The 23,102-nt window shown below is 63.7% G+C and carries 20 protein-coding genes; 8 read left to right on the plus strand and 12 right to left on the minus strand.

Going from position 1 to position 23,102, the window contains the following annotated elements; translation table 11 throughout:
* Window positions 1-212: 212 nt before the first annotated feature.
* The 4 genes from LB519_RS22210 to LB519_RS22225 all read left to right on the plus strand — a co-directional run bounded on the left by LB519_RS22210 (window position 213) and on the right by LB519_RS22225 (window position 4,425).
* On the plus strand, window positions 213-692 hold the full coding sequence (locus tag LB519_RS22210) for a (2Fe-2S)-binding protein (RefSeq protein WP_224621201.1): 480 nt from the start codon (window positions 213-215) through the stop codon (window positions 690-692).
* Window positions 689-1,672 carry an FAD binding domain-containing protein gene (locus LB519_RS22215; RefSeq protein ID WP_224621203.1) on the plus strand — a complete coding sequence of 328 codons (984 nt, stop codon included), beginning with the start codon at window positions 689-691 and terminating at the stop codon, window positions 1,670-1,672. The genes LB519_RS22210 and LB519_RS22215 overlap by 4 nt, the downstream gene beginning before the upstream one ends.
* Window positions 1,669-3,966, plus strand: a complete 2,298-nt coding sequence (locus LB519_RS22220) for a xanthine dehydrogenase family protein molybdopterin-binding subunit (protein ID WP_224621204.1) — start codon at window positions 1,669-1,671, stop codon at window positions 3,964-3,966. The genes LB519_RS22215 and LB519_RS22220 overlap by 4 nt, the downstream gene beginning before the upstream one ends.
* 123 nt (window positions 3,967-4,089) lie before the next feature.
* The gene (locus tag LB519_RS22225) at window positions 4,090-4,425 is read left to right on the plus strand and encodes a hypothetical protein (protein ID WP_224621205.1); all 336 of its coding nucleotides are present in this window, start codon (window positions 4,090-4,092) and stop codon (window positions 4,423-4,425) included.
* 70 nt (window positions 4,426-4,495) lie between these two features.
* On the opposite strand, the gene LB519_RS22230 is transcribed toward LB519_RS22225, so the two are convergent.
* Together LB519_RS22230 and LB519_RS22235 are read right to left on the minus strand one after the other, a co-directional pair.
* Window positions 4,496-5,557, minus strand: coding sequence for an isopenicillin N synthase family dioxygenase (locus LB519_RS22230; protein ID WP_164919907.1), 1,062 nt, complete (start codon window positions 5,555-5,557; stop codon window positions 4,496-4,498).
* The gene (locus LB519_RS22235; RefSeq protein ID WP_013530698.1) at window positions 5,554-6,513 is read right to left on the minus strand and encodes a LysR family transcriptional regulator; all 960 of its coding nucleotides are present in this window, start codon (window positions 6,511-6,513) and stop codon (window positions 5,554-5,556) included. Before LB519_RS22235 ends, LB519_RS22230 begins: the two co-directional genes overlap by 4 nt.
* Between LB519_RS22235 and LB519_RS22240 the strand changes: the two genes are divergently transcribed.
* The 4 genes from LB519_RS22240 to LB519_RS22255 are packed head-to-tail and all read left to right on the plus strand — an operon-like array spanning window position 6,489 to window position 11,389.
* Window positions 6,489-7,850: a BMP family ABC transporter substrate-binding protein gene (locus tag LB519_RS22240; protein ID WP_164919906.1), complete on the plus strand. Its 1,362-nt coding sequence runs from the start codon at window positions 6,489-6,491 to the stop codon at window positions 7,848-7,850. The genes LB519_RS22235 and LB519_RS22240 overlap by 25 nt on opposite strands.
* A complete protein-coding gene (locus tag LB519_RS22245; protein ID WP_224621206.1) occupies window positions 7,850-9,400 on the plus strand; it encodes an ABC transporter ATP-binding protein in 1,551 nt (516 codons plus the stop codon). The genes LB519_RS22240 and LB519_RS22245 overlap by 1 nt, the downstream gene beginning before the upstream one ends.
* The gene (locus LB519_RS22250; RefSeq protein ID WP_224621207.1) at window positions 9,393-10,451 is read left to right on the plus strand and encodes an ABC transporter permease; all 1,059 of its coding nucleotides are present in this window, start codon (window positions 9,393-9,395) and stop codon (window positions 10,449-10,451) included. Before LB519_RS22245 ends, LB519_RS22250 begins: the two co-directional genes overlap by 8 nt.
* Window positions 10,452-10,465: 14 nt before the next feature.
* Window positions 10,466-11,389 (plus strand): ABC transporter permease, encoded by a 924-nt coding sequence (locus LB519_RS22255; RefSeq protein WP_064993944.1) that lies wholly within the window; start codon window positions 10,466-10,468, stop codon window positions 11,387-11,389.
* A 394-nt stretch (window positions 11,390-11,783) separates the two neighbouring features.
* Here LB519_RS22255 and LB519_RS22260 read toward each other — a convergent pair whose 3' ends face one another.
* From LB519_RS22260 to LB519_RS22305, 10 genes are all read right to left on the minus strand, one after another.
* Entirely contained in the window at window positions 11,784-12,494 is a 711-nt protein-coding gene (locus tag LB519_RS22260) for an outer membrane protein (RefSeq protein WP_224621208.1), read from the minus strand.
* A gap of 216 nt (window positions 12,495-12,710) precedes the next feature.
* The gene (locus tag LB519_RS22265) at window positions 12,711-13,670 is read right to left on the minus strand and encodes an AraC family transcriptional regulator (protein WP_013530692.1); all 960 of its coding nucleotides are present in this window, start codon (window positions 13,668-13,670) and stop codon (window positions 12,711-12,713) included.
* A gap of 205 nt (window positions 13,671-13,875) precedes the next feature.
* A complete protein-coding gene (locus LB519_RS22270) occupies window positions 13,876-14,757 on the minus strand; it encodes an EamA family transporter (RefSeq protein WP_127370727.1) in 882 nt (293 codons plus the stop codon).
* 126 nt (window positions 14,758-14,883) lie between these two features.
* Window positions 14,884-16,380, minus strand: coding sequence for a sulfatase (locus LB519_RS22275; RefSeq protein WP_063168595.1), 1,497 nt, complete (start codon window positions 16,378-16,380; stop codon window positions 14,884-14,886).
* A gap of 91 nt (window positions 16,381-16,471) precedes the next feature.
* Window positions 16,472-17,440: an aliphatic sulfonate ABC transporter substrate-binding protein gene (locus LB519_RS22280; protein ID WP_395316700.1), complete on the minus strand. Its 969-nt coding sequence runs from the start codon at window positions 17,438-17,440 to the stop codon at window positions 16,472-16,474.
* A gap of 27 nt (window positions 17,441-17,467) precedes the next feature.
* Window positions 17,468-18,226, minus strand: coding sequence for an ABC transporter ATP-binding protein (locus tag LB519_RS22285; RefSeq protein WP_127370138.1), 759 nt, complete (start codon window positions 18,224-18,226; stop codon window positions 17,468-17,470).
* Window positions 18,226-19,029: an ABC transporter permease gene (locus LB519_RS22290; protein ID WP_224621209.1), complete on the minus strand. Its 804-nt coding sequence runs from the start codon at window positions 19,027-19,029 to the stop codon at window positions 18,226-18,228. The genes LB519_RS22285 and LB519_RS22290 overlap by 1 nt, the downstream gene beginning before the upstream one ends.
* On the minus strand, window positions 19,026-20,156 hold the full coding sequence (locus tag LB519_RS22295; protein WP_027160785.1) for an ROK family transcriptional regulator: 1,131 nt from the start codon (window positions 20,154-20,156) through the stop codon (window positions 19,026-19,028). Before LB519_RS22295 ends, LB519_RS22290 begins: the two co-directional genes overlap by 4 nt.
* Before the next feature lie 224 nt (window positions 20,157-20,380).
* On the minus strand, window positions 20,381-21,466 hold the full coding sequence (locus tag LB519_RS22300) for a sensor histidine kinase (RefSeq protein ID WP_063168598.1): 1,086 nt from the start codon (window positions 21,464-21,466) through the stop codon (window positions 20,381-20,383).
* A 143-nt stretch (window positions 21,467-21,609) separates the two neighbouring features.
* On the minus strand, window positions 21,610-23,100 hold the full coding sequence (locus tag LB519_RS22305) for an efflux transporter outer membrane subunit (protein ID WP_224621210.1): 1,491 nt from the start codon (window positions 23,098-23,100) through the stop codon (window positions 21,610-21,612).
* Window positions 23,101-23,102 lie beyond the last annotated feature (2 nt).

A 23,102-nucleotide genomic window follows, 5' to 3' on the forward strand; every position in this document is an offset into this window, starting at 1 on the left:
TGGGAAGCCAATTGCTGGGCTTCCCGAACGACGAATGGTGAAGGCCCGGTCCGCCTTCGGGCGCACCAAAAAGTCCAGTGGACCTTTTTAAGGGGCTGAACGCCCGAAGGCGGGGAGCGGCAGCGAAGGGCCGCACAGCCGGCGCCAGGTCCCCGCCGGCTGCCAAAGATGAAATCAACGACTTCGCGTCAAGCAACTGGAGCCCGACGCCCATGACCAAAACAACGATCCCAGTTCATCTCGACATCAACGGCCGTGATCACGATCTGCAACTCGAGCCGCGCGTCACGCTGCTCGATGCCTTGCGCGATCGCCTCGGCCTGACCGGAACCAAGAAGGGCTGCGACCACGGCCAGTGCGGCGCCTGCACCGTGCATATCGACGGCGAGCGCGTGCTGGCCTGCCTGACGCTGGCCGCACAAGTCGAGGGCCGCACCGTCACCACCATAGAGGGGCTTGCACGGGAGGGCGAAATGCATCCCGTGCAGGCTGCCTTCCTCGAACAGGACGCCTTCCAGTGCGGCTATTGTACGCCGGGCCAGATCATGTCGGCGGTCGCCTGCATCCGCGAAGGCCATGCCGGCTCCGACGAAGAAATCCGCGAGTATATGGCCGGCAACGTCTGCCGCTGCGGCGCCTATCCGCACATCGTCGCCGCTGTCCGCCAGGCAGCATTGGAGGCCGCATCATGAGGGATTTTTCGTATGTGCGCGCCAATTCGCTCGATGCGGCACGCCAGGCGGCCGCCCTGCCCGGCGCCATGCTCTTGGCCGGCGGCACCACGCTGATCGACCTCGCCAAATGCGGCGTCGCCGAGCCCGAGACGCTGGTCGACATCGCTCATCTCAAAGGGTTGGACAGGATCGAGGTGAACGAACGCGGCGCCACCATCGGCGCGCTGGCCAGGATGAGCCATGTCGCCGACCATGCCGACATCAAAAGCCGCTTTCCTGCGGTATCGGAAGCCCTGTGGCAGGCGGCTTCCGCGCAGATCCGCAACATGGCGACTATCGGCGGCAATCTGATGCAGCGCACGCGCTGCCCTTATTTCCGCGATCCTGCGAATTTCCCAGCCTGCAACAAGCGTGAGCCCGGCTCTGGCTGTTCGGCGATCGGCGGCGTTACCCGTGGCCATGCGGTGCTTGGCATCAGCAACGCGTGCATCGCCATGTATCCGGGCGACCTCGCCGTGGCGCTGGTCGCCTTCGATGCGATCGTGCATCTGGGCGAGCGCCACATCCCGGTCGACGACTTTTTCCTGCTGCCCGGCACCACGCCGGACAGGGAGCACGCGATCGAACCGGGCGAGATGATCACCGCGATCGAGATCCCCGGCTCGGCCTCTGCCCGGCGTTCGACTTATCTCAAGATCCGCGACCGGCAATCCTATGAGTTTGCCGCCGCGAGCGCGGCGGTCGGCATAGAGTTCGAACCCGACGGCCGAACGATCCGCGATTTGCGCGTCGCGCTTGGCGGCGTCGCGACCAAGCCGTGGCGTGCGCGGGCCGTGGAAAACGCGCTGAAGGGCAAGGTGCTGGAGCCGGACACTGTGCGCGCCGCCAGCCTGCTCGCCGTCGAAGGCTCTGTCGATCATGGCGCCAACCACTACAAGGTCGAACTGGCGCCGCGCGTCGTCGCCCGCGCCATCCGCAAATTGGGAGAGACGGCATGACCGTTCACAACATCAGGCATGGGGATGCGTCCGACGGCGCTTTTGCCGAAGCCGTCGGCGGCCGGCTGTCGCGCATCGACGGCCCGGCCAAGATCACCGGTGCGGCGAAATACGCCGTCGAGCAGCAGCTCGAAGGCCTCGCCTACGCCGTCCTGGTCGAGAGCACGATTGCATCGGGCAAGGTGCGCGCGATCGACACCACTGCCGCCGAGGTGGCGCCCGGCGTGCTGCAGGTGCTGACGCCGGACACCATCATCAGCCTGAAAACCGCGGCGGACTGGTTCGGCACGCCGCCGCCCGACAAGCCGTATTGCCCGCTCGCGCGCGACATCACCTTTTCGGGTCAGCATGTCGCCGCCGTGGTCGCCGAGACCTTCGAGCGGGCGGTCGCGGCGGCGGCACTGGTCAAGGTCAGCTATGAGGAAACGCCTGCCATCGTTGACCTCAGCGACGGCAAGGCCGGCGATGGCATCGCGATCGACGCCATGACCAAGGAGTGGGGCGACGCGCAAGGTGCGTTTGCCTCGGCGCCGGTCCGCATCTGCGCCGCCTACAACACGCCGCGCGAGTACCAGGCGCCGATGGAGCCGCATGGCCTGATCGCCCGCTGGGAGGGCGACCGGCTCACCGTGTGGGAGCCGAGCCAATGGCTGGACGGCATGGCGCGCACCTATGCCGAGTGGTTCGGTGTGCCGTTCGAGAACGTGCGGCTGGTGTCGCCCTATATTGGCGGCGGCTTCGGCTCCAAGGCGCTGGCGCTCAGCCATGGCGCGGTGGCCGCCTGTGCGGCCAAAATGCTCGGCCGGCCGGTGCGGCTGGTGATGACCCGGCCGCAGACTTTTACCGGCTATGGCGGCCGCGCGGCGACGCGCCAGACGGTGACGATCGGCGCCGACGTGCAGGGAAAGATCCAGTCGATCGTGCATCGCGGCGTCAATGAAACATCCATCGACGGCATGTGGGTCGAGCCGCTCGGATCGGTCACCTCGATCATGTACACAACGCCGAATTTCTCCTCGAAGCAGAATGTCGTACGGGTCAATTCGGTGGTGCCGGGCGCCATGCGCGCGCCGGGCGAAAACCCTTCGGCCTTCGGCATCGAAAGCGCCATCGACGAGCTTGCCTACGAGGTCGGCATCGATCCGCTGGAGATCCGGCTCCGAAACTATGCCGAGCAGGATCCACATGCCAAAAAAGCCTGGTCGACCAGGCAGTTGCGCGAGGCTTTTGCTGCAGGCGCCGAACGCTTCGGCTGGTCCAGGCGCACACCCGAACCGCGCTCGATGCGCGACGGCAACCAGTTGATCGGCTGGGGCGTCGCCGCCGGCACCTATCCGGTGCGACGCGCCTATGGCGAGGCGCTCGTGCGCATCCTGGCCGATGGTTCGGTCGAGGTCGAAAGCTCCTCGATCGACATGGGCCAGGGCACCTACACGATCCTGGCGCAGACCGCCGCCGAAACCGTCGGCGTACGAGCTGACGACGTGGTGGTGAAGCTCGGTGACTCCCGCTTTCCGCGCGCCGGCGTCACCGGCGGTTCGCGGCTGGCCGGCGTGATGACGGGTGCGGTCTACAAGGCGGCAACCTCGGCCCTCGACCAGTTGGTGGGCCTCGCCATCAGCGATCCACGCTCGCCCTTCCACGCGTTGCAGGCCAACACGCTGGTCGTCGCCAATGGCCGTATCGCTTCGCCGCGCGGCGACGGCCCCGATGTCTCCGTCGCCGAACTGCTCAAGAGCGTCGGCCGCGACCACATCGAAGCCACCGGCGACACCATGCCGGCCAATTCGACGCCAGAGGATCGCTACAAGAACTACACCACCATCGCCATGTCGGTGCCGCACACCGAGGGCGACTATTCCCGCCACTCCTGGTGCGCGCATTTCATCGAGGTGCGCGTCGACGAGGACTTTGGCACGGTGCGTGTATCGCGCGTGGTGTCGGCGCTGGATTCGGGCCGGCTCTACAACCCGAAACTTGCCGAAAGCCAATGGAAGGGCGGCATCATCATGGGCATCGGCCAGGCGCTATTGGAAGAAGGCATCGTCGACCGCCGCCACGGCCGCATCGTCAATGACAACCTCGCCGACTACCTCGTGCCGACCAATGCCGACATCCCCGACATCGAGGTGATCTCGGTCGGCATCCCCGACCTGCATTCCTCGGTGCTCGGCGGCAAGGGCGTTGGCGAACTGGCCATTGTCGGCGTGGCGCCGGCGATTGCCAACGCGGTGTTCCATGCGACGGGAAAGAGGATCAGGGATCTGCCGATCACGCTGGAGAAGCTGATTTAAGGGCGGTGGCCGATCTCCCCCTTGAGGGTCCCCTTGTGGGGAGGCCAGGCCGCAGCTTCGGGCGGTGGTGCTCCCTCCACACTTTCACCTTCAGCACTCGCGCAACCATCAAGGGGTAAGACCATGAGCGACATCCATTTTGGCACCGGCAAAATGCCCCCTGAAAACATTACCCCCCTCAGCATCGCCGACTGGCTGTGCCTTGCCGCGACCATAGCCGAAACCGAGGCCCGCCACGCGATCCGAAAACCGCTGACCCGGACGACGAGCCGTGACTTCCTTATGCAGGTTTTCTGCTCCGTTGCTGCTCAAAGCCCAAATCGGCAAGACCGCGCTCCACCAAGCCCTCAAAGCCGAAAAATTAGCCACATCCACCGTCAAACCGAAATGGGTTCTTCTGGTGACGCCATGGCTAACCAGTTAACCCGACGCTACCCATCGAGGGTGCTATCATATTGATCTCGGTCAACGGACGGCGGGTATGCGATGCGCGGCCACAGGAGCGGCCGCGCATGACAGGATTATCCGCTTAAGCCGCGGTTTCGGCGCCGGCCTCGCTTTGCGCGGCATAGTGCGCAAATGTCGCCTTGAAGCGGCCGTTGACGTATTCGCCCGACGTGATCGGAGGGTACTTCGCAGGATGATCCTCATCAATGCAACTGGGAAGCACCTCGATCACGGCATCATAGTTTGGACCGAAGAAGAACGGGATCGAATAGCGTTCTTTGCCGGAACGGTTCACCGCGCGGTGGACGGTCGAGGCGAAAAGGTCATTGGTCCAACGCGCCATCTGATCTCCCACATTGACGACGAAGCAGCCGGGGACGGGATCGGCCGCAATCCACTCGCCAGTTGCATTCAGTACCTGCAAGGCTGAAATACCATCCTTCTGGGCCAGGATCGTGAAGCACTCATAGTCCGAATGCGCCCCAATGCCGATCTGGCGGTCATCGATCTCGCCAAACTGCGGTGGATAGTGGAGCACCCGCAAAGTTGCGAGCGGCTTGCCGACCAGCAGGTCGAAATATGTCTCCTCCAACCCAAGAGCCAGAGCAAAGGCATGGAGCAGGTGGCCACTCAGCGTCAGCATCTCGGCATGGTAGGCTTCCAGTGCCGTTCGGAATTCCGGCCTGCCCGCTGGCCACTGGTTGGGACCGTAGAGTACTTTGCCGGCCTTCACGTCCGGATCGTCGGCTGGCACATCCAGCGCAATATCATAGGATTCGTGCAGGTCTCCGCGCGCGGTCGGATCCGTATTCTCTTCCAATATTGCCGCATAACCGCGATTATTCTTTGACTTGGAAACGTGATTCTCCATCTTCACGTCATCGGATTCGGCGAAATACACCTCCGCCACCCCAAACGTGGCATCGATGACATCCTTCGGAACGTGATGGTTCTTGATATAGAGGAAGCCGACTTCCGTGCAGGCCTTGCGTAGTTCCTGGGCGAGCTTTCGCTTGGCCGCCTCGTTGCCTGCGAACATGGGCTCGAGATCGATGATCGGGATCTTGTCGAAGCTGACACGCTGCGGGTCGAGCCCTCCCCCTTTCATTGCACGCGCGCCATTACCGGTTTCAAGGACCTTCATTTTTCTGTTCCCTTTTCTTGCTGGCTTGCGTCGAAGATTGTTTCGACGTAGTAGCGCGGCCCCGTGAAAACGAAGCCGGGCGAGAAGTAGCGGCCGCAGACATCCATGAACGCGGTCATCTTACGCGATGGGGCGTGCGGGCGCGATATGCGGATGCTGACCCGCTTTTCCGCGGACTCCCATGTGTCGAGCAACGGAATGAGGTGGCCGCGTTCACACTCGATCGTGGTGAAGAAGTGCGGTAGATAGGCAATGCCCTCGCCCGCAACGGCGAAGTACTTGATAGTCCAGTATTCGTTGGCGATCAGGTTGCTGCGCGGCAAGATACTTTCCTGCGCGGTACCTTTCTGTAGCCGCCAGTGCTGCAGGCCCGCCGAGGTGCGATAGACAATGCCCTGGTGTTCCGCCAAATCGGCGGGTTTTCGTGGCATCCCGGCACGCTCGACATAACTCTTGCTGGCAAAGAGTGCGAATTTTGCGGTGGAGAGCGTTTCGCCGACTTCGATACCTTCGTCCCATGAAATCACGGCGTCGAGCATATCGAGGCTCTCTGGCGCGTAGAGAACGTGCGGCGAAAAGAAGGTGAGTTCGATTTCCACCTTGGGGTAGAGCTTTCTGAACGCCATGAGCATCTGCGTGTAGTAGGCCGTGCCGAACTCCCCCGTGGCGCCGATCCGCAAGGTTCCGGTCACGTCGTCGCTCAGTTCCGTCACGGCGGCCCGCGCCGTATCGCAGCTTTGCAGGATCTGCCGCGCGTGCCCGAGCAGGGTTTGCCCTGCTTCCGTGAGCAACAGGACACGGCCGGAGCGCTCGAACAGAGCGACCTTCAGATCGTCTTCAAGCTGCTTGAGCCGGAGACTGAGCGTGGATTTGGGCAGGCCGTACAACTTCGCCGCGGCCGACAATGACCGCAGTTCCGCGATTTTTACAAATGATGCCAGAGCATCGGTGTTCATTTGATCGTTCACATTTCTGCACAAAGTGCCCAAAAAATGAGCATGATTATTTTTGTTGCATGAACGAACGTAATCGGCTGTTATGCACTGCACAAGAGCCAATTCGCTTTTGCCAAATCAAAAAAGACGCTCCGGCGGCAATCGTCACCGTGCAGGGAAGCTGCATGGGCGCGGCGTGCTTCCGGCTGAGAAAATCAAAGAAAAACAAGGGGAACCACGAAATGAAAGAGCGCAACACGAAGCCGTCCGACTCGGTTCGCCTGTTCGCGGCGGCGGCCACGGTTTTCGTATTCTGTGCTACGTCCGGCGCTTATGCCTTTACTCTGGAAGGGGCGCCCAAGGTCGCGTTCATCTACGCAAGTTCAGCGCAAGACGGCGGATGGAACGAAGCCCTCGAGGCCGGGCGCAAGGCCTTGGAGGAACAGCTACAGGTGCCCGTCTCGGTGACGGAGAACATACCGGAAGAGGCCACGAAGCTGCGCGCGGCGATCGATCTCTACGTCAAGCGCGGCTTCAACATCATAATCGGCACCACCTATGGCTACAGCGCCCCAATGGCCGAAGCGGCCAAAGCCTATCCGAATGTGGCGTTTCTCAGTGCTTCGGGCACGGAGAATGGGGCCAACATGGAAAGCTTCTATGCCCGCACTTACCAGGGTTGGTACCTTGCAGGCATCGCGGCAGGACAGGCGACGAAGACAAAGAAGATCGGCATCCTCGCCGGCTTTCCGGTCGGCGTGGTGAACTGGGATATCAACAGTTTTGCACTCGGGGCCCGTTCGGTCGATCCTACGATCGAAACGGTCGCGGTCTTCGCCAACTCCTGGTGGGACCCGGTGAAGGAAGGGCAGATCGCCCAGGCCATTCTCGACCAGAAGGCCGACGTGCTCGCCACGAATCTGAGCGCGACCTCGGCGCTCGACGCCGCCGAAAAGGCAGGCGTTCCTTCGATAGGCTTTCAGCTCGACATGTCGCATGCCGCGCCGCGGACGATCCAGACCTCCGTCATCTTCCGCTGGGAGAAATATCTTGTGCCGACGATCAAGGAGATCATCGACGGCAACTGGAAACCCGAGGAATACGGCGCTTTCGAAGGCCTTGAAACCGGCGTGGTCGAGCTTGCTCCTTTTGGCCCCTCGGTTTCCGAGGAGACCAAGGCAAAGGTCGAGGCAGCAAAGCAGGAGATCATCGCCGGCAAGCTTGATCCATTCCAGGGCCCTCTGAAAAAGCAAGACGGCACCATCGTTGTCGATGTCGGCGGGAAGGTCGACGATGCGGCGCTCTGGTCGATGGACTATTTCGTCGACGGTGTCATCGGCACCATGCCGGCGAAGTAATGACGACGGCGCTTCAGCAAGCGGGCGACATGCGACAACCGCTGGGCACGCCGGCGGCTCTGTTGATGCGCGGCATAGGCAAGTCGTTTGACGGCAAAGCCGCGCTCCGCGATGCGTCCTTCTGTCTCGAATGGGGGGAGGTGCATGCCATTGTCGGTGAGAACGGTGCAGGCAAGTCCACTTTGATGAACGTGGCGGCCGGCGTCTATGTAGCAGACGGGGGCGACCAATCGATCGACGGCGAAGCGATCAGTTTGCGCAGCCCGCTGGAAGCCGCCGCCGCCGGTCTCGGCATGGTCCATCAGCATTTCCGGCTGGTCGAGAGTTTTACGGTTGCCGAAAATGTTCTCCTCGGCTTCGGCCGCAAGGCTGCTGTGAAAACGCTGACCGATGCGGCGGCGATCGTTTCCGCCAAGTCGAGCGAGATCGGCCTGCCCGTCGATCCGCACAAGCTGGTAGCGAATCTTTCGATCGCCGAACGCCAGCGCGCCGAGATCATCAAGGTCATGCTTCTGGGCGCCCGAATTCTGGTCATGGACGAACCGACGGCGGTGCTGACCGACGAGGAAGCGCGCACGCTCCTCTCTTTTGCCCAACGATTGTCGAGGCAAGGTCACGCCGTGGTTCTGATCACGCACAAGTTCCGGGAGGTTGCCGCTTTCTGCGACCGGGTAACGATCATGCGGCACGGCGAGACCGTACTTGAGGGTGCGCGGGTTGCGAACGTCACCGAAGCGGAGGTGGCGCGGTTGATGGTCGGCGATGCCTTGACGGTTGCGGGCAGGCCGTTATCTCGGCCGGGTGATGTGTGTCTGAGCGTGGAAAGGCTTTCCGCACGGGCGACCGCTCACGGGCAAAGCCTGAACGATCTCGGGTTCGAGCTGCATGTAGGCGAAATCCTTGGCATCGCCGGCGTCGGCGGGAACGGGCAGGAGGAACTCGTTGCCTGCCTTCTCGGACTCGACCGTGCCGGCGCCGGCGCGATCGTACTGGATGGCCAGGACATATCCACCGCCAAGCCAGACCAGCGCCGCGAGGCCGGCTTGCGCGTCATCCCCTCCGACCGCTTTGACAGCGGGTTGATCCGGGAGCTTTCCATTGCCGACAATCTCGCGCTCACGACCGTCGCCAGCGGTAGCTTCGGCGGCCCGTTTCTCCTGAGCCGGCGGGCGATGCGCGAGAAGGCCGCCGAGGCCATCGATGCGTTCGATATCCGCGGCGCGACGCCGGAACGGCCGGCCTCTTTGCTCTCGGGAGGAAACGCGCAGAAAGTGTTGCTCGCGCGGGAGCTCGATCACGGCCTGAAGGTTCTCATAGCGCATTCCCCTTCTCGCGGGCTGGACATGAAAGCGGCCGAGTTCGTCCGATCGGCGATCCGCGGAGCTGTGGAAGCCGGCGCGGCTTGCCTTCTGATCAGCGAGGATCTCCAGGAGGTCATGTCCCTGTCCCATCGGGTGGCCGTCATGAACAGAGGAAGGATCGCCGGCTGCCGTCAGACCGGCGACGTCACGCCTGAATGGATAGGAGGCCTTTTAGCAGGCCATGCTTGACACAGCTTTCCTTGTTCGCAGGCAAAATCCCGGCTTCTTGTTGACCAGTCTCAGTTATGTTGGCGGACTGTTGGTCGGGCTGACGGTTTCGGCGGTGCTGCTCGTGCATACGGGCGTGCCGGCAAGCGCTCTTGTGGATGAGTTCCTGATTGCAACTTTTCTGACCTCGGACGGCCTCTCCCAGACGGCGACGGCCGCTTTACCGTTGGTGCTAGTCGGCCTCGCCTCCGGCGTTGCCATGCGCGTGCGGTTTTGGAACATCGGCGTGGAGGGCCAGCTATGGCTCGGCGCGATCGCGTCAACCTGGGTGGCGCTGAACGGCAGCGGGCCTGAAGTGCTGAGGTTGCCGACGATGTTCGTTCTGGCGGCGCTTGCGGGAGCCGCCTGGATTGCGATTCCGCTTTTTCTGAAACTCAAGTGGGGCGTTAACGAGGTTATTTCGACCCTGCTGCTGGGAAGCGTCGCGTTTCTGCTCGTGCAGCATCTTCTGTTCGGGGTCTGGAGAGACCCTTCCAACAGCTTTCCCGTGACCGCCACCTTTCCCGAGGCGAGCTGGTTTCTCGTTCTGGGATGGGGGCAGTTGCATGCCGGAATCTTCCTGGTCGCCGTTATCGCATTGTCCATCTGGTTCGTCATGGAACACAGCCGGGTCGGCTTCTACGCGGATGCTGTAGGTTTCAACGCCAAGGCCGCGCTCGCCACGGGCCTGCCGGTGCTCAGCATAGCCGTGGGGCTCGTGCTGCTCTCCGGCGCTCTCTCAGGCGTTGCCGGCATGATGATCGTGGCGGGGACGGAGCACCGCCTCAACCAGTCCGTCGGCAACGGCTATCTCTTCAGCGCGATCGTGATCGCCTACCTGGCCCGCGCGAAGCCATTGTGGGTGGTCGTGATCTCTTTCGCGCTCGGCGCGGTGTTCACCGCCGGGAATGTCCTGAAGGTTTTCTACTCGATCTCCGAAGCGATGATCGTGCTGATGCAAGGCGCGGTACTGATGTCGATTTTGATGGCGCAGTTCTTCAGCTCCTATTCGCTCAAACGGCCCAAGAACTAGGAAGGGACAGTTGCATGGATTTTCTGATCGGCTGGATTGCCATCATTCCGAGCTATGCGGCACCGTTGCTGCTGGCGAGCCTCGGCCTCATTATCTGCGAAAGAGCCGGCGTTCTCAATCTTGGAGCGGAAGGGCTCATGGCGATCAGTGCTATGACCGGCGCGATGACGGTGCTTTCCGGAGCCGATCCTTGGGTTGGTCTTGCCGCCGGCTCAGCGGCCGCGATGGCTCTCGCTCTGCTGTTTGGAATATCGACAGTCGCCTTGCGCGCCAATCATACGCTCGCCGGCCTAGCCGTCGTCGCAATCGGACTGGGCATCACCGGGGTCGTGGGGCGACCCTACGTGCAGAAGACCTTTTCTGGCATTTCCACACTTGGCGACCTCTTCGGGATAGACCGCGGTTCGGCATTCGGCCGCATTTTCGCGGTGCAGGACCCGGTTACGCTGGCGCTGCCGACCCTGGTCGGCGCGCTCTGGTGGTGGCTTTCCAAAAGCCGACATGGCCTCAGGTTGAGGTCCGTCGGGGAAAACCCGGCCGCCGCGGATGTCGCGGGTATCGACGTGCAACTGGTTCAGTTCGGGGCTGTCCTGGCGTCCGGGCTGTTTTGTGGTCTCGCCGGAGCCTATCTCTCAGTCGCCACAAGTCATGTCTGGGTGGAGGGAATGGTCGCGTCGCGCGGCTGGATTGCCGTTGCGCTCGTCATCTTTTCGCGCTGGAACGCGGCTCGAGCTCTCTGGGGTGCGCTTCTTTTCGGAAGCGCGGATGCGCTTGTGCCTAGACTACAAGCCATAGGCGCCGACGTTCCTGTCTATCTCATGATGACTTTGCCGTACTTGCTGACGCTTGTCGTGCTGGTGGCAGGCTCATTGGGCGGCCGGCGCTCCGGCGAGCCGGCGTTCCTCGGCAGGGTCTATCTACGACAAGACAAACAATAAGGAACTTGCCCGGTTCATGAGCCGCGCCGCCCGCATCCTTCTGGACTTCGCGGATTTCATGGACAAGCATCAAGGATCGCCGTTGTCTGTGCCGTCCCCCCCTCGCCCGGCGCTGACCCTGCGGCTCCGCTCGACGCCTATTCGCGTGCCACTAACCGTGAGATCAAGAACAAAGCGCCGCGGAGACGACAGAGGGGGTCGCCGCGCGTAAAGCGCCAACGTCATCCGCAACAGCAGGCCGAGCCCAGCCGGACCGCCCCCTCTGGCCTGCCGGACCCGGCCCTTCGCTTTCGCTCCAGGCGTTCGTCGTTCGGAAAGCCAAGCGATTGGCTTTCCGTCCGCTGCGCGGACCACTCCTCACCCCCCTCAAGGGGAGATCAGCAGCTTCAGCGGATCAGAACTTGTAGCTGAGCCCGACCCGGATATCCTGTGTCTGGAGGTCGACATGGGTTTCCGTGGGCAGGCCGGCGGCCACCGAGAGGTCCTGGCTGCCGAAGTCCGAGTAGCGATATTCGGCTCGAGCGATCCACCTGTCGGTGAAGGCGTGCTCGATGCCGGCGCCAACGGTCCAGCCGACATGGCTGTCGCTGTGGAGCGTTACTTCGGCGGCAGGGCCACCGGCGCTGACCGCAATCAGTTCATACTTGGCCGCGGCGACGCCGGCGGTGATGTAGGGCAAGGTCCGATCGAAAGCATAGCCGGCCCGCAGCCGCGCCGACCCGGACCATTTGAGTTCGCTCTTGAGCAACGTGGTGACGCCGCCGCCGCCGGCGTCGAGGGCCGTCAGCCCATCTATATTGCTGTACATGATGTCGGCCTCGGCGCCGATCACGAAGCTGTTCTCCATCTGGTAATTGGCGCCGATATGGACACCGCCGATAAATCCGTTCGGATCGGTGGAGACATTGAGATCGGTGGCCCCGCCCAGTCCGCCGCCGGCGATGAACAGATTGGATTTTCCGGCCGCGTAGCCGATGTCGACGCCGGCATAGAGTCCGGACCAGTCGTAGCCGGATGCAACAGGCGAAACCTCATTGATATCAGCCGCACACGCCGCACCGAGCGGCGCGAGAATGAAGGCCGTTGCGAGAAGAAGAATTTTCATTGTTGTCTGCCGCCCCAAAATTGTCGTGGTCGCCGCCGCGGATGCCAGCGGAGGACCAGCTGTTGTCGAGAAATCCGGTGTTGCATTGTCCGCCGGCCGCGTCTTGGGCTGGGCCGCACCCGAATTGTCGGGGAAAGCACCACGGCGCTTTCCCGGTCGGTGTGGCTTTTCAGCCTCAGTCGATCGGCGCGCCGTGCATTCGGTGGCTGTCGGAAACTATCTGGCGCTGCCCGGCGTCGAGCCGAAGCGGCGGCGGAAGCAGCGGTTGAAATAGGACACGTCGGAAAAACCGCTGAGCAGCGCGATCTCGCTGATCCGCATGCGGTCGTTGCGCCTATCGGACAGCATCCGATGCGCCCTTTGCAAGCGCAGTTCGAGAATGCGCTCGGCAAAGCTCACCCCGGTTTCCTGCAGCAGGTCATGGACATAGCGAACGGAGAGCCGCAATTGCCCGGCAACGCCCTGCGCCGAGATGGCGGGATCGGCGAAATTGTCCCGCATCTTCTGCAGTATGGCCTGCAGCCTTGCCGCGCGCAGACCGCGCAGGCCCGCCAGTTCGGCCGCTTCGCCCTTGGCGCCGGTCGCCAGGCCGATCAGGTCGACGATGGTTTCGGTGGCGTGGCCGATGAGGTCGGGCGAGACCAGGGCCGGGCCTGCTTCCAGGAAGCTGCAATAGCGCTTGAGCATGCCGAGCGCCTCATTGTCGGCGCCGACGGTCAACGCCAGCCGATCCTCTATATGAGCGAAGGCATTTTCCAGCACGGCACGGGGAAGCACCACATTGGCCCAGACATTGTTGTCGCCGCCGGTCATCTGCAACGCTTCCGAAGCCGAGACCAGGGCGGCCTCGCCTTTGCCGACGTGATAATCGCGGCCAATCTGCGTGCCGCTGAGCACCGTATCGCCATTGTTGACCAGCAGCAGATAGCCGTCGCGACCGTCGGCGGCGATATTGCCCGCCTTGCGGCTGGCATGACGTATCGTCCCGGCCATCTGCCCAAGCACAAGCGACCCGACAGCGGTGGCTTCGATCGCGGCTTCGAACGACAGTCTTTCCGAAATCGTGTATTCGACCGACCATATCTCGGCGACATGGATGTCCTGCCAGAGCGCGAAGCGTGCGCGATGATCCAGATGCGGCGGCAGATCCGCCGATGAGAAGACGTTCTTTTGCAAGGGACGACCGGCCTTTTCTACAATCGCGTCTTCATTTCGACACGCACCGTATTGGACCAGATCACGGTCTGTCCAGAGCCGGAAATACTTGTGCGCCAGGCGACAATTTCAGTGCCGTCCTGGACAAGGATTGGCCTGATTTCGCGGATCTGGCTGGCTGAATTTCGGATTACTCGAAAATACCCAGTGCCGACGAATCGTTCCCCTACTCCGGCGATGGAACCGGCGGCCGTGATGTCAGCGCCGTGCCGAAGGCGGCGACAACAACGGCAGCGATCCCGGCCAGTTGCGTCGCGGTCAGGCTTTCATGCAGGAACAGGAAGCCGGCCAGTGCACCCAGCCCAGGCTCCAGGCAGGTCAGCGTGCCGTAGATGCGCGCCGGCATGCGGGTCAGCGCCACCATCTCCAGGAAGAACGGCAATGCGCTGGAAAACAGGCCGACGAGCAGCGCGCTGACCAGGATCGACGGCGCCAGCAGCGCGGATCCCGCCTGGGCGACACCGAAGGGCAGCACCAGCACGGCGGCGATGGCCATGCCGTAGGCGGTGGTGCGGGTGCCAAGCTCCGCGCCGGCCTTCTGGGCCAGCACGATGTAGAGCGCCCAGAAGCCGCCGGCCGCCAGCGCCAGCATCACCCCGATCGGATCAAGCGGCGCGAGGGAACGAACGAAGGGCGACAACAGCAGGATGCCGGCCACCGCCAGCGCGATCCAGGCAAAGTCGCTGGCGCGCCGCGAAGTCAAGGTCGCCACCAGAAGCGGGCCGGTAAACTCCAGCGCCACCGCGATGCCGAGCGGAATCCTGGCCAGCGCTGCGTAGAACAGGAGGTTGAGGGCGGCGAGCGTCACCCCATAAGCGACCAGCCACGGCATGGTGGCACGCGAGGGCCGCATCTGCCAGGGCCGCAGCACCGCGATCAGCATCAGCGCACCGATGACCAGCCTGAGTGTCGTCGTGCCTTGCGCGCCGATCTGCGGGAACAGGCCTTTGGCGAAGGTGGCGCCGATCTGGATCGACACCATGGCGCCCATCAGTGCTGCGACAGGCAAGGGCGCCGCTTCGCGACGGGCAATCGGCGTCGATGTCACGTGATCCCATCCTCCATATCGCCGGGTCCAAACCCGACCGGCGGCATGGAGATAGGGCGAACCGGCCGGCCTGTCGTGAGGCAGCGGCAACTGGCTGCTAGGGCACGGCCAAGTGCCGCCGGCCGGTCAGTTCAGGGATTTGCGCCGTGGCGGCGGTGCCGGGTGGCGCTGCTCGAGGGCCGCAGCCGCATCGGTGCGGCCGGTCCGGCGCAGTCTTTCGAGATAGGCCGGCAACTCGCCAAGGCAATGGAACGGCCCGCCTTCCCGGATCACCGTCACCAGCGGGTCGACATCGCTGTCGCTGCGGATGGCCATGGCGCTGCGCCAGTCCTCGAGCAGCCGGCTGGCATGATCGACCACATCGCTTCGGGAGCCTGAGAGATCATGCTGCTCATGCGGATCCTCACTCAGATTGAACAGGCTGACCGGGCCGAAATCCTTGTAGCCGTCATGATAGGTGCGCAGCATCAGCCAGTCGGCCCCGCCGAGCCGGAACCGCACGCCGCGCTGTACCGCCCACGCACCCTGGCTCAGCACCAGGAAATCGCGGCCACCTTCCTCCTTCGCGGCAAGCGCCGGTGCAAAGGAGCGCCCGTCCCAAAGCGCCGGAACGTTGCCGCCGAGCCGGTCGATCAGCGTGGCGGCCCAGTCGAAATGATAGTGAAGGCCGCCATTGACGCCGCGCATGTCCTCGGCGCCGGGCCAGCGGATGACCAGCGGCACGTTGCAGGTGAATTCGTCGGCCGTCTGATGATCACCCCAGACGTTGAGCTCGCCGAGGTTTTCGCCATGATCGGCGCCGATGACGATGATCGTGTCGTCGAACAGGCCTTGCCGCTTCAACTCCTCGACGATGAGACCGACATGATAATCGGCATAGAGCACGCCGGTGTCGTAGCCGTCGAACCAGGCCTTGACGGTGTCCATGCCGCTGATCGGCGACGGCATGCGCCGGTATTTCGATCCCCCCGGCTCGACGTCGAAGCCCGAGGGTTCCTGCGGGCTGTGCGGGCCGTAGCCGGCATGGCTCTTCTCGAACACCGCCCTGGTCATCCAGTCGGGAAGCGGCTGGTCGGCGAAGGGGTCGCCGAAAGCGTCCGGCGCGCGATAGGGCGTGTGTGGGTCCCAGACATTGACGTGCAGGAACCATTTTTTTGCCGAGCCATTGCGCTTCAGCCAGTCGATCGCCAGGCCCGAAACCTCGTCGGCGTTCTCCATGCCGGCCTTGCCCGGATTGATGATCTCGTTGAAGCCGGCATACCAATGCCAGCAGCCATGCCGTTCGCCAAAACTGCTGATGGTCGTGGTGTGGTAGCCGAGATCGCGCAGCGCCCGCATCCAGCCTTCCTCGTAGAAGGTGCCGGCCCAGGCTCGCTCGGCGCCTTCGCGGAACGGCTCGCAGGCGGTGCCGCCATGGCCGACCACGCCGGTCCGCATTCCGTGGCGGCCGCTCCACAGCGCCGTGCGCGACGGATGGCAAGGCACATCGGACACATAGACGTTCTCGAAGCGGATGCCCTCGCCGGCAAGGCTGTCGATGACGGGAGAGGTGTTGCGATGATAGCCGTAGCAGCCGAGGTGGTCGCGCCTGAGGCTGTCGATGTCGATATAGAGAACGTTCATGGATGGCTCGTCGCTGCTGTGATTGTCAGGAAACAGGCCCCGGTTCGCTGCCGGGGCTTGCGGTTTGCAAGGGGCGATTTCAAGAAGGCCGTCAGGCCGAAATGTATTGATCGCCCAGATAATAGTCCTTGGGATCGAGCGAGGTCTCGAGCTTGCCGAAGGTCTTGAACAGGTCGTTCATCGTCGAGAACCAGCCGTTCACGGTGCCGTCCTTGGTTAGCTTGATCAGTTCGGCCGAGGTCATGAAACGGCCATAACCGGCTTCCGTCTTCAGCTGGTCGGCAGGAATGCCGAGCAGCTTGGAGGTGATCTCGATCGCCTTGTCCTGGTTGGCGGCGCGAAAATCCTGCGCGTCCTTGATGGCGCGCACCACGTTGCGGACGAGATCGGGATTGCCCTCGACCAAATCGTTGCGGGCAATGAAGACGCTCGGAAATGTGGTCTGCGGATAAAAGTCGTCGTTCTTGGCCAGTTCCATCAGATCGGGAACGCTCTTGTGGATGATGCCGACGAACGGATACCAGATGCCGGCCGCGTCGACCTGCTTGGAGGCGAAGGCCGCCACGATGGTGCTCGGGTCCATCTGCACGATGTCGAGGTCGGTCATCGCCATACCGGCCTTGCGCAGCGCCAGCCGCAACAGCATGTCGCCCGAGGTGCCGGCCGCGATCGCGACCTTCTTGCCCTTGAGGCCGGCGATGGACGTGATGCCGGCTTGGGCGATCACCCGGTCCGAGAAGCCGACATCGTTGACGGCGATGATCTTGGCCTTGCCGCTCGCCGGCAGCCACAGCGCGCCCGGTCCGAGATAGCCGAATTCCAGGCTGTTGGCGCCAAGCGCCTGGACCTGGATGGGGCCGTTGGTGAAGACCTTGATATCGGCATCGACGCCGTGCTTGGCATAGAAGCCCTGGTCGGCCGCGACGCCGGCCACGCTGGCGCCCCAGAAATCGCCGTTGTAGCCGATGCGTGCCGCCGTTCCCGCCGCTCCGGCACGGATGCCAGAGGCAGCGAACGCGGCAAGTGCCGCCGATGATGCGATGAGGTTACGTCTTGTCAGTGTCACCATACTCTCCTCCTGTCACTGTTACTGGTGGTAAACGGCTTGCCAGACGCGGTTGCGGATGCTCATGAACTCCGCCGAAAGCCGGATTTCCTCGGTTCTTGGGTAAGGCAGGCCGACTTCGATGATCTCCTGCAGCCTGCCGGGCCGCGCCGCCATGACGATGACGCGGTTGGCGAGGTAGACCGCCTCGTCGACATCGTGGGTGATGAACATCACGGTGCGCCGCTCCCGGCTCCAGGTGTCGAGCAACTGGTCCTGGAGCTGCACGCGGGTCAGTGCGTCGAGCGCCCCGAAGGGCTCGTCCATCAAAAGGATCGAGGGATCGACCGCATAGGCCCGGGCGATCGCGCAACGCTGCTTCATGCCGCCCGAAAGCGTCTTCGGCAGCGCGTCGGCGAAGTCGCCAAGGCCGACGAGATCGATGAAACGCTCGGCGATCTGCCGGCGGCGCGAAGCTTCCTCGCCCTTGATGCGCAGCCCGAACTCGACGTTCTGGCGTACGGTGAGCCAGGGAAACAGCGCGTATTGCTGGAAGATCATGCCGCGCTCCGGACCCGGCCCCTCGACCGCCTTGCCATCGACCAGCACGGTGCCCTCGCTCGGCTTCAGCAGGCCGGCCGCGATGTTGAGCGCGGTCGACTTACCGCAGCCGGACGGACCGACGACGGTGACGAATTCGCCGTCGGCGATGTCGAGCGACAGCCGGTCAAGCGCGACGAAGGCATTGTCCTTGAGGTCGAACCGGCGCGTGACCTTGTCGAAGACGATCTTGGGCGGCATCACACGCGCTCCTGCCAGACGGTCAGCCGGCGCTCGATCACCAAAAGGATACGATCCATGGCAAGGCCGAGAAGGCCGATGGTGATCAGGCTGACGAAGATGGTCGGCAGGTCGTAGTAGAGTTGCGCCTGCTGCATGCGGAAACCGAGGCCGGTCTGCGCGGCGATCAGTTCGGCGGCCACCAGCGTCGCCCAGGCCGAGCCGAGGCCGATGCGCACGCCGACCAGGATGAACGGCGTCGATGCGGGAATGATGACGCGCAGGAAGATGGTCATGTCCTTGGCGCCGAGCACGCGCGCGGCGTTGATCATCATCTTGTCGACGCTGATGACGCCCTGATAGGTGGCGACGACGCTGGCCAGGAAGGACGCCAGGAAGATGACGAAGACCTTCGGCGTCTCGTCGATGCCCATCGTCACGATCGCCAGCGGAATGATGGCCAGCGGCGGGATCATGCGGAAGAACTGCAGATACGGCTCGATAAGCGAGCGCGCGACCTTGTACCAGCCCATGACGAAGCCGACCGGGATCGCCAGGATGACGCCGAGGAGAAAGCCGGTCATCACCCGAGCAAGGCTCGACATGATGTCGGTGGCGAGCTGCCCGTTTGCGATCAGATCGATAAACCTGGACGCAACCTGTGGCGGTAGCGGCAGGCCCACCGCGCCGCCCGCCGTCAACACCCACCAGATGGCGATGCCGGCGACGAGACCGCAGAGATTGAGCGCGAGACCGCGATAGTCGATACCCCGATCCTCGTTCGAGCCGCCGCCGGAGCGTGTCGTCTTCGACGCTTCGCTCATCGCGACACCCCCGAATAGAAAAAATGGTCGAGCGCCGCCGCAGCAGCACCGATGGCGCCGGCACCTGGGCCAAGGCTCGACCGCTCGACCCGCAGCACGTCGCGCATCGGCGGCAGGACGCGTGGCGGAACGCCCCGCCTTATATGATCGATGAAGCTTTCCGGGGCTTCGGCCAGGTGACCGCCAAAGACGATCAGATCGGGATTGAGCAAATTGGTCGCCGTCGCTATGGCCGTCGTCAGATGCCGGAGCGCCGCGTTCCAGACGTCGGGATATTTCTCCACCGCGGCCAGCAGGCGCCTAGGATGAGGCGTGTCGATATGGGCGGCGCGGGCCAGCGCGCGTTCGGACAGGAATGTCTCCAGGCAGCCCACATTGCCGCAGGCGCAACGCTCGCCATCCTCGACCACCTGGACATGACCGAGCTCGACGGCCCCGTAGCCGCCGGGACGGAACGGCATGCCGTTGATCACCAGGCCGGCGCCGAGGCCGGTGCGCAGATAGATGTAGAGCAGCGCGGTCGTGTCGCGCCCGATGCCGTAGCGCGATTCCGCCAGCGCCATCGCGCTGACATTGTGCTCGACCACCACCGGCATGCGCAGCGCCGTTTCGAGTTCGTCGGCGAACGGCACGTCCTTCCAGTCGTAATTGACCGACTGCAGGTTGCGGCGGCGCTTGGTGTCCACCGGTCCCGGCACGCCGAGCCCCAGGCCGATCAGGCGCGAACGGTCGACTCCGGTCTTCTTGATCAATTGCTCGACGATCCGCACCACCATGCCGATCACCGCGGCGGGTTCGCTGGTGGCGGTGTCGAAATGCTGCGAGGCCATGGCTTTCGAGGCGGCCCTGAGGTCGGTGATGGTCGCGTCGATCGTTCCCGCGCCAATGTGCACGCCAACCACGGACAGGGCGTCGGGCACCAGCGCGACGCCGATCGCCGGCCGGCCGACGGGTGCATCGCCGGCAGTGGCCTGGTTGAGCTCGACCACGGTGCCTTCCCGCAAGAGATGGGCCGTCAGATGGGTCAGGGCGGTGGGCGACAGCGAGGTGCGCCGCGCCAGTTCGGCGCGCGACTGCGGACCGTCGTCGCGCAGGATTCGCAGGATCGCTCCGTGGTGCGCGCCCATTCTTCCTCCCTATTATTTTCTAATGTTAATAAATTAATTAAGCCTGTCAAGCACGGCAAAGCGCGGCTTGCGACTGGCGTCGATGCACCTGGGTTTCACCCTCCCCTGCCGCTGGAGTAGGGGCATTGGCGCGAAGGGAGATAGCGGGGAAGGCAAGGCCGGCATGAGTAGGTCGAAGATCAGCCAAGCGGAGACGGCCACCTATGCCGCTTGGCTCCCGCGCGCTAAGGGGCGGTGGCAGCCGAGCGCTTGAACAGGATGGTCACCCGCGTGCCCTCGCCGGCGCTCGACGTCACGTCGAACTCCGCCTTGGCATTCTCGGTCAGCGAGCGGGCGATCAGCGCGCCGAGTTTGCCGCGCTTGGGCCAGCTCTCGCCGTCCGGCAGGCCAATGCCGTCATCGGCGATCACGATGCGGCAGCCATCGCCGTCAACGATGCTGTGCAGCGTGATCGTGCCGCCGTCACGTCCCTGGAAGGCATGTTTGAGCGCATTGGTCAAAAGTTCGTTCACCACCAGCCCGGTCGGCATGGCGACATTGATCGACACCGGATAGGTGTCGACCTTCATGTCGAGGCGGATGCCCTCGACCGCATGCGAGTTCATGACCGCCGACGCGATCTGGCTGAGATAGACACCAAGATCGACCTCATCCTTGCCATCGTCCCCCGACAGCGTCTGGTAGAGGATCGCCAGCGCATCGACGCGCCCCGCCAGCCTCTCGAAACGCTTCTGGTCCGGTTCGGCCGCGTTGCGCGTCTCCATCCGGATCAGCGCGGTGATCATCTGCAGATTGTTCTTCACCCGGTGCTGCAGTTCGCGCAGCAGCGTGTCCTTCTCACGGATGCGCTCGTCGATCGATCGCGCATCTTCGGTTTCGCCATGGGCCGAAACGTCGACCAGCGCCACCAGCCGGAAGCAGGCCTTGCCATTGTCGTCCTCGATGACGTTGGAATAGACGTCGACGATAGTCGGTTGGCCTTCCTTCCGCTCCAGCCGGAACGTGCCGATGAAATCAGTGTCCTCGACCACGGCCTCGAACAGCGGCCGGTCCTTCTGCTTGTGCAGGCCGGTGCCGGAAAGCGCCGCCCAGTGTTGGCGAGCGAGCATCGCCGCCTTGAGGCCGGACAGTTTCTCGAATTCCGGATTGGCATAGACGACACGCTCCTTCGAACCCAGGTCCGAGACGGCAATGGCGATCGGTACCTGGTCGAGGAACTTCTTGAACTGTTCGCTTTCGAGCGCGCTGGCAAGGTCCGGCGTTTCGAGCAGCTGCCCGACCGCTTCGGCCTTCTGTGTATCGGATGTCATCTGCGGCGCCTGTGCTGTGTGGGCACCATCAATAACAGCGATGCGATCACCCCGCCATCGCCAAACATGGAGTCCGCATTTTCACGCCCCGCATCGGCGATGGCGGCGTGTCTGCCGAATTGACGCCGCTGCCTGAGAGTGCCTCAGGAGGCCGGCTTCGACGCCAGCCGTGGACCGGTCTTGACGTCGACGATCTCCGGCTTGGCGCTGTCGACCGCGCCATCCCAGCCGCCGCCGAGCGCCTTGTTGAGGGCGATGTAGTTGGTCGCCAGCAGGACGCGGCTTTGCAGCAGCGAGTCCTCGGCCGAATAGAGCGAGCGCTGGGCGTCGAGCACGTCGAGGAGGCTTGTCTCGCCGGCCTTGTAGAGCGAGCCTTCGAGACTTGCCGCCTCGCCATAGGACTTCGCGGACGAGGCGAGCTTGGCGATCCGGATGCGCTCCTGCGACAACAGCACCAGCGCGTTCTCGACATCCTCGAGCGCCGTCAGCACCGAAGACCGGTAAGCGATGAAATACTGATCGCGTTGCGCCTTGGCGACCTCGACGGCCGCCTGCAATTGGCCGGCATTGAACAGCGGCACACTCAGCGTCGGCCCGAACGACCAGCCGATCGACGAATTCTTGCCGAGATCGCCAAGCTTCAGCGCCGCCGTGCTGATGTCTCCCGTCAGGCTGACCGAGGGATAGCGGGCGGCTTCGGCCTGGCCGATCTTGGCGGTATATTGCGCATATTGGCGCTCCGCCATGCGCAAATCGGGCCGCGATAGCAGGAGGTCGGCGGGAATTCCGGTGGGCATCGGCAGGCGCGGTGCAGGAATGGGCGCGACCCGCTTCAGCCGCTCGTTGAGCGAGGCAGGCGGCCGGCCGGCCAACACCGCGAGACGATGCACGGCCTGCGCATAACTTGCCTCCAGCGTCGGAACGGCGGCTTCGGTGCTCGCTGCCTGCCCCATCGCCTTGGCGACATCGGCGGCGGTCGCCGTGCCCGCCTGCGCCATGGTGCGGGTAAGTTCGGCGGTCTGCCTTTGCGACGCGGCCGAACGACGGGCGAGCGCGATGCGGGCCTGGTAGCCGCGCGCCTGGGTATAATAGGATGCGACATCGCCGACCAGGGTGAGAAGCGTCGAGCGCAGTTCCTCCTGCGAGGCGTTCAGCCCGTAGCGCGCGGCCTCTACGCCCCTCCGGTTGGCGCCGAACAGGTCGAGCTCCCAGCTTGCATCGAAGCCGTCCTGGTACTCGCTGTAGGTGGCGTCAGAGCCTGATGTGGTCTCGGCCGACTTGTTGCGGGAGGCCGAGCCGGAGCCGTCGGCCGAAGGAAGCAATGTGCCGGCACTCTGGCGATAGCTGGCGCGCGCCTCGCGGATTTTTGCCTTGGCGGTGGCGACATCGAGATTGCCGGCAACCGCTTCCTCGACAAGCGTGTTCAGCTCGGGATCGCGTAGCCGCTGCCACCATTTTGACAGTCGTGCCGGCTGGGCAGGCTTTGTCGGCTTCTGGCCGCTCCAATTCGCCGGCATTGCCATTATCGGTGTCTGATAATCCGGACCGACGACGCATCCCGCGAGCAGGACAGCGGTGAGCATAGGCGCAAGAAGCCGCCTCGCGGCCACCGAGCCACGTTCCAAACCTGTCATGT

Origin of the sequence: Mesorhizobium sp. AD1-1 (assembly GCF_020164655.1) — a bacterium.
GTDB classification, from domain to species: domain Bacteria; phylum Pseudomonadota; class Alphaproteobacteria; order Rhizobiales; family Rhizobiaceae; genus Mesorhizobium; species Mesorhizobium ciceri.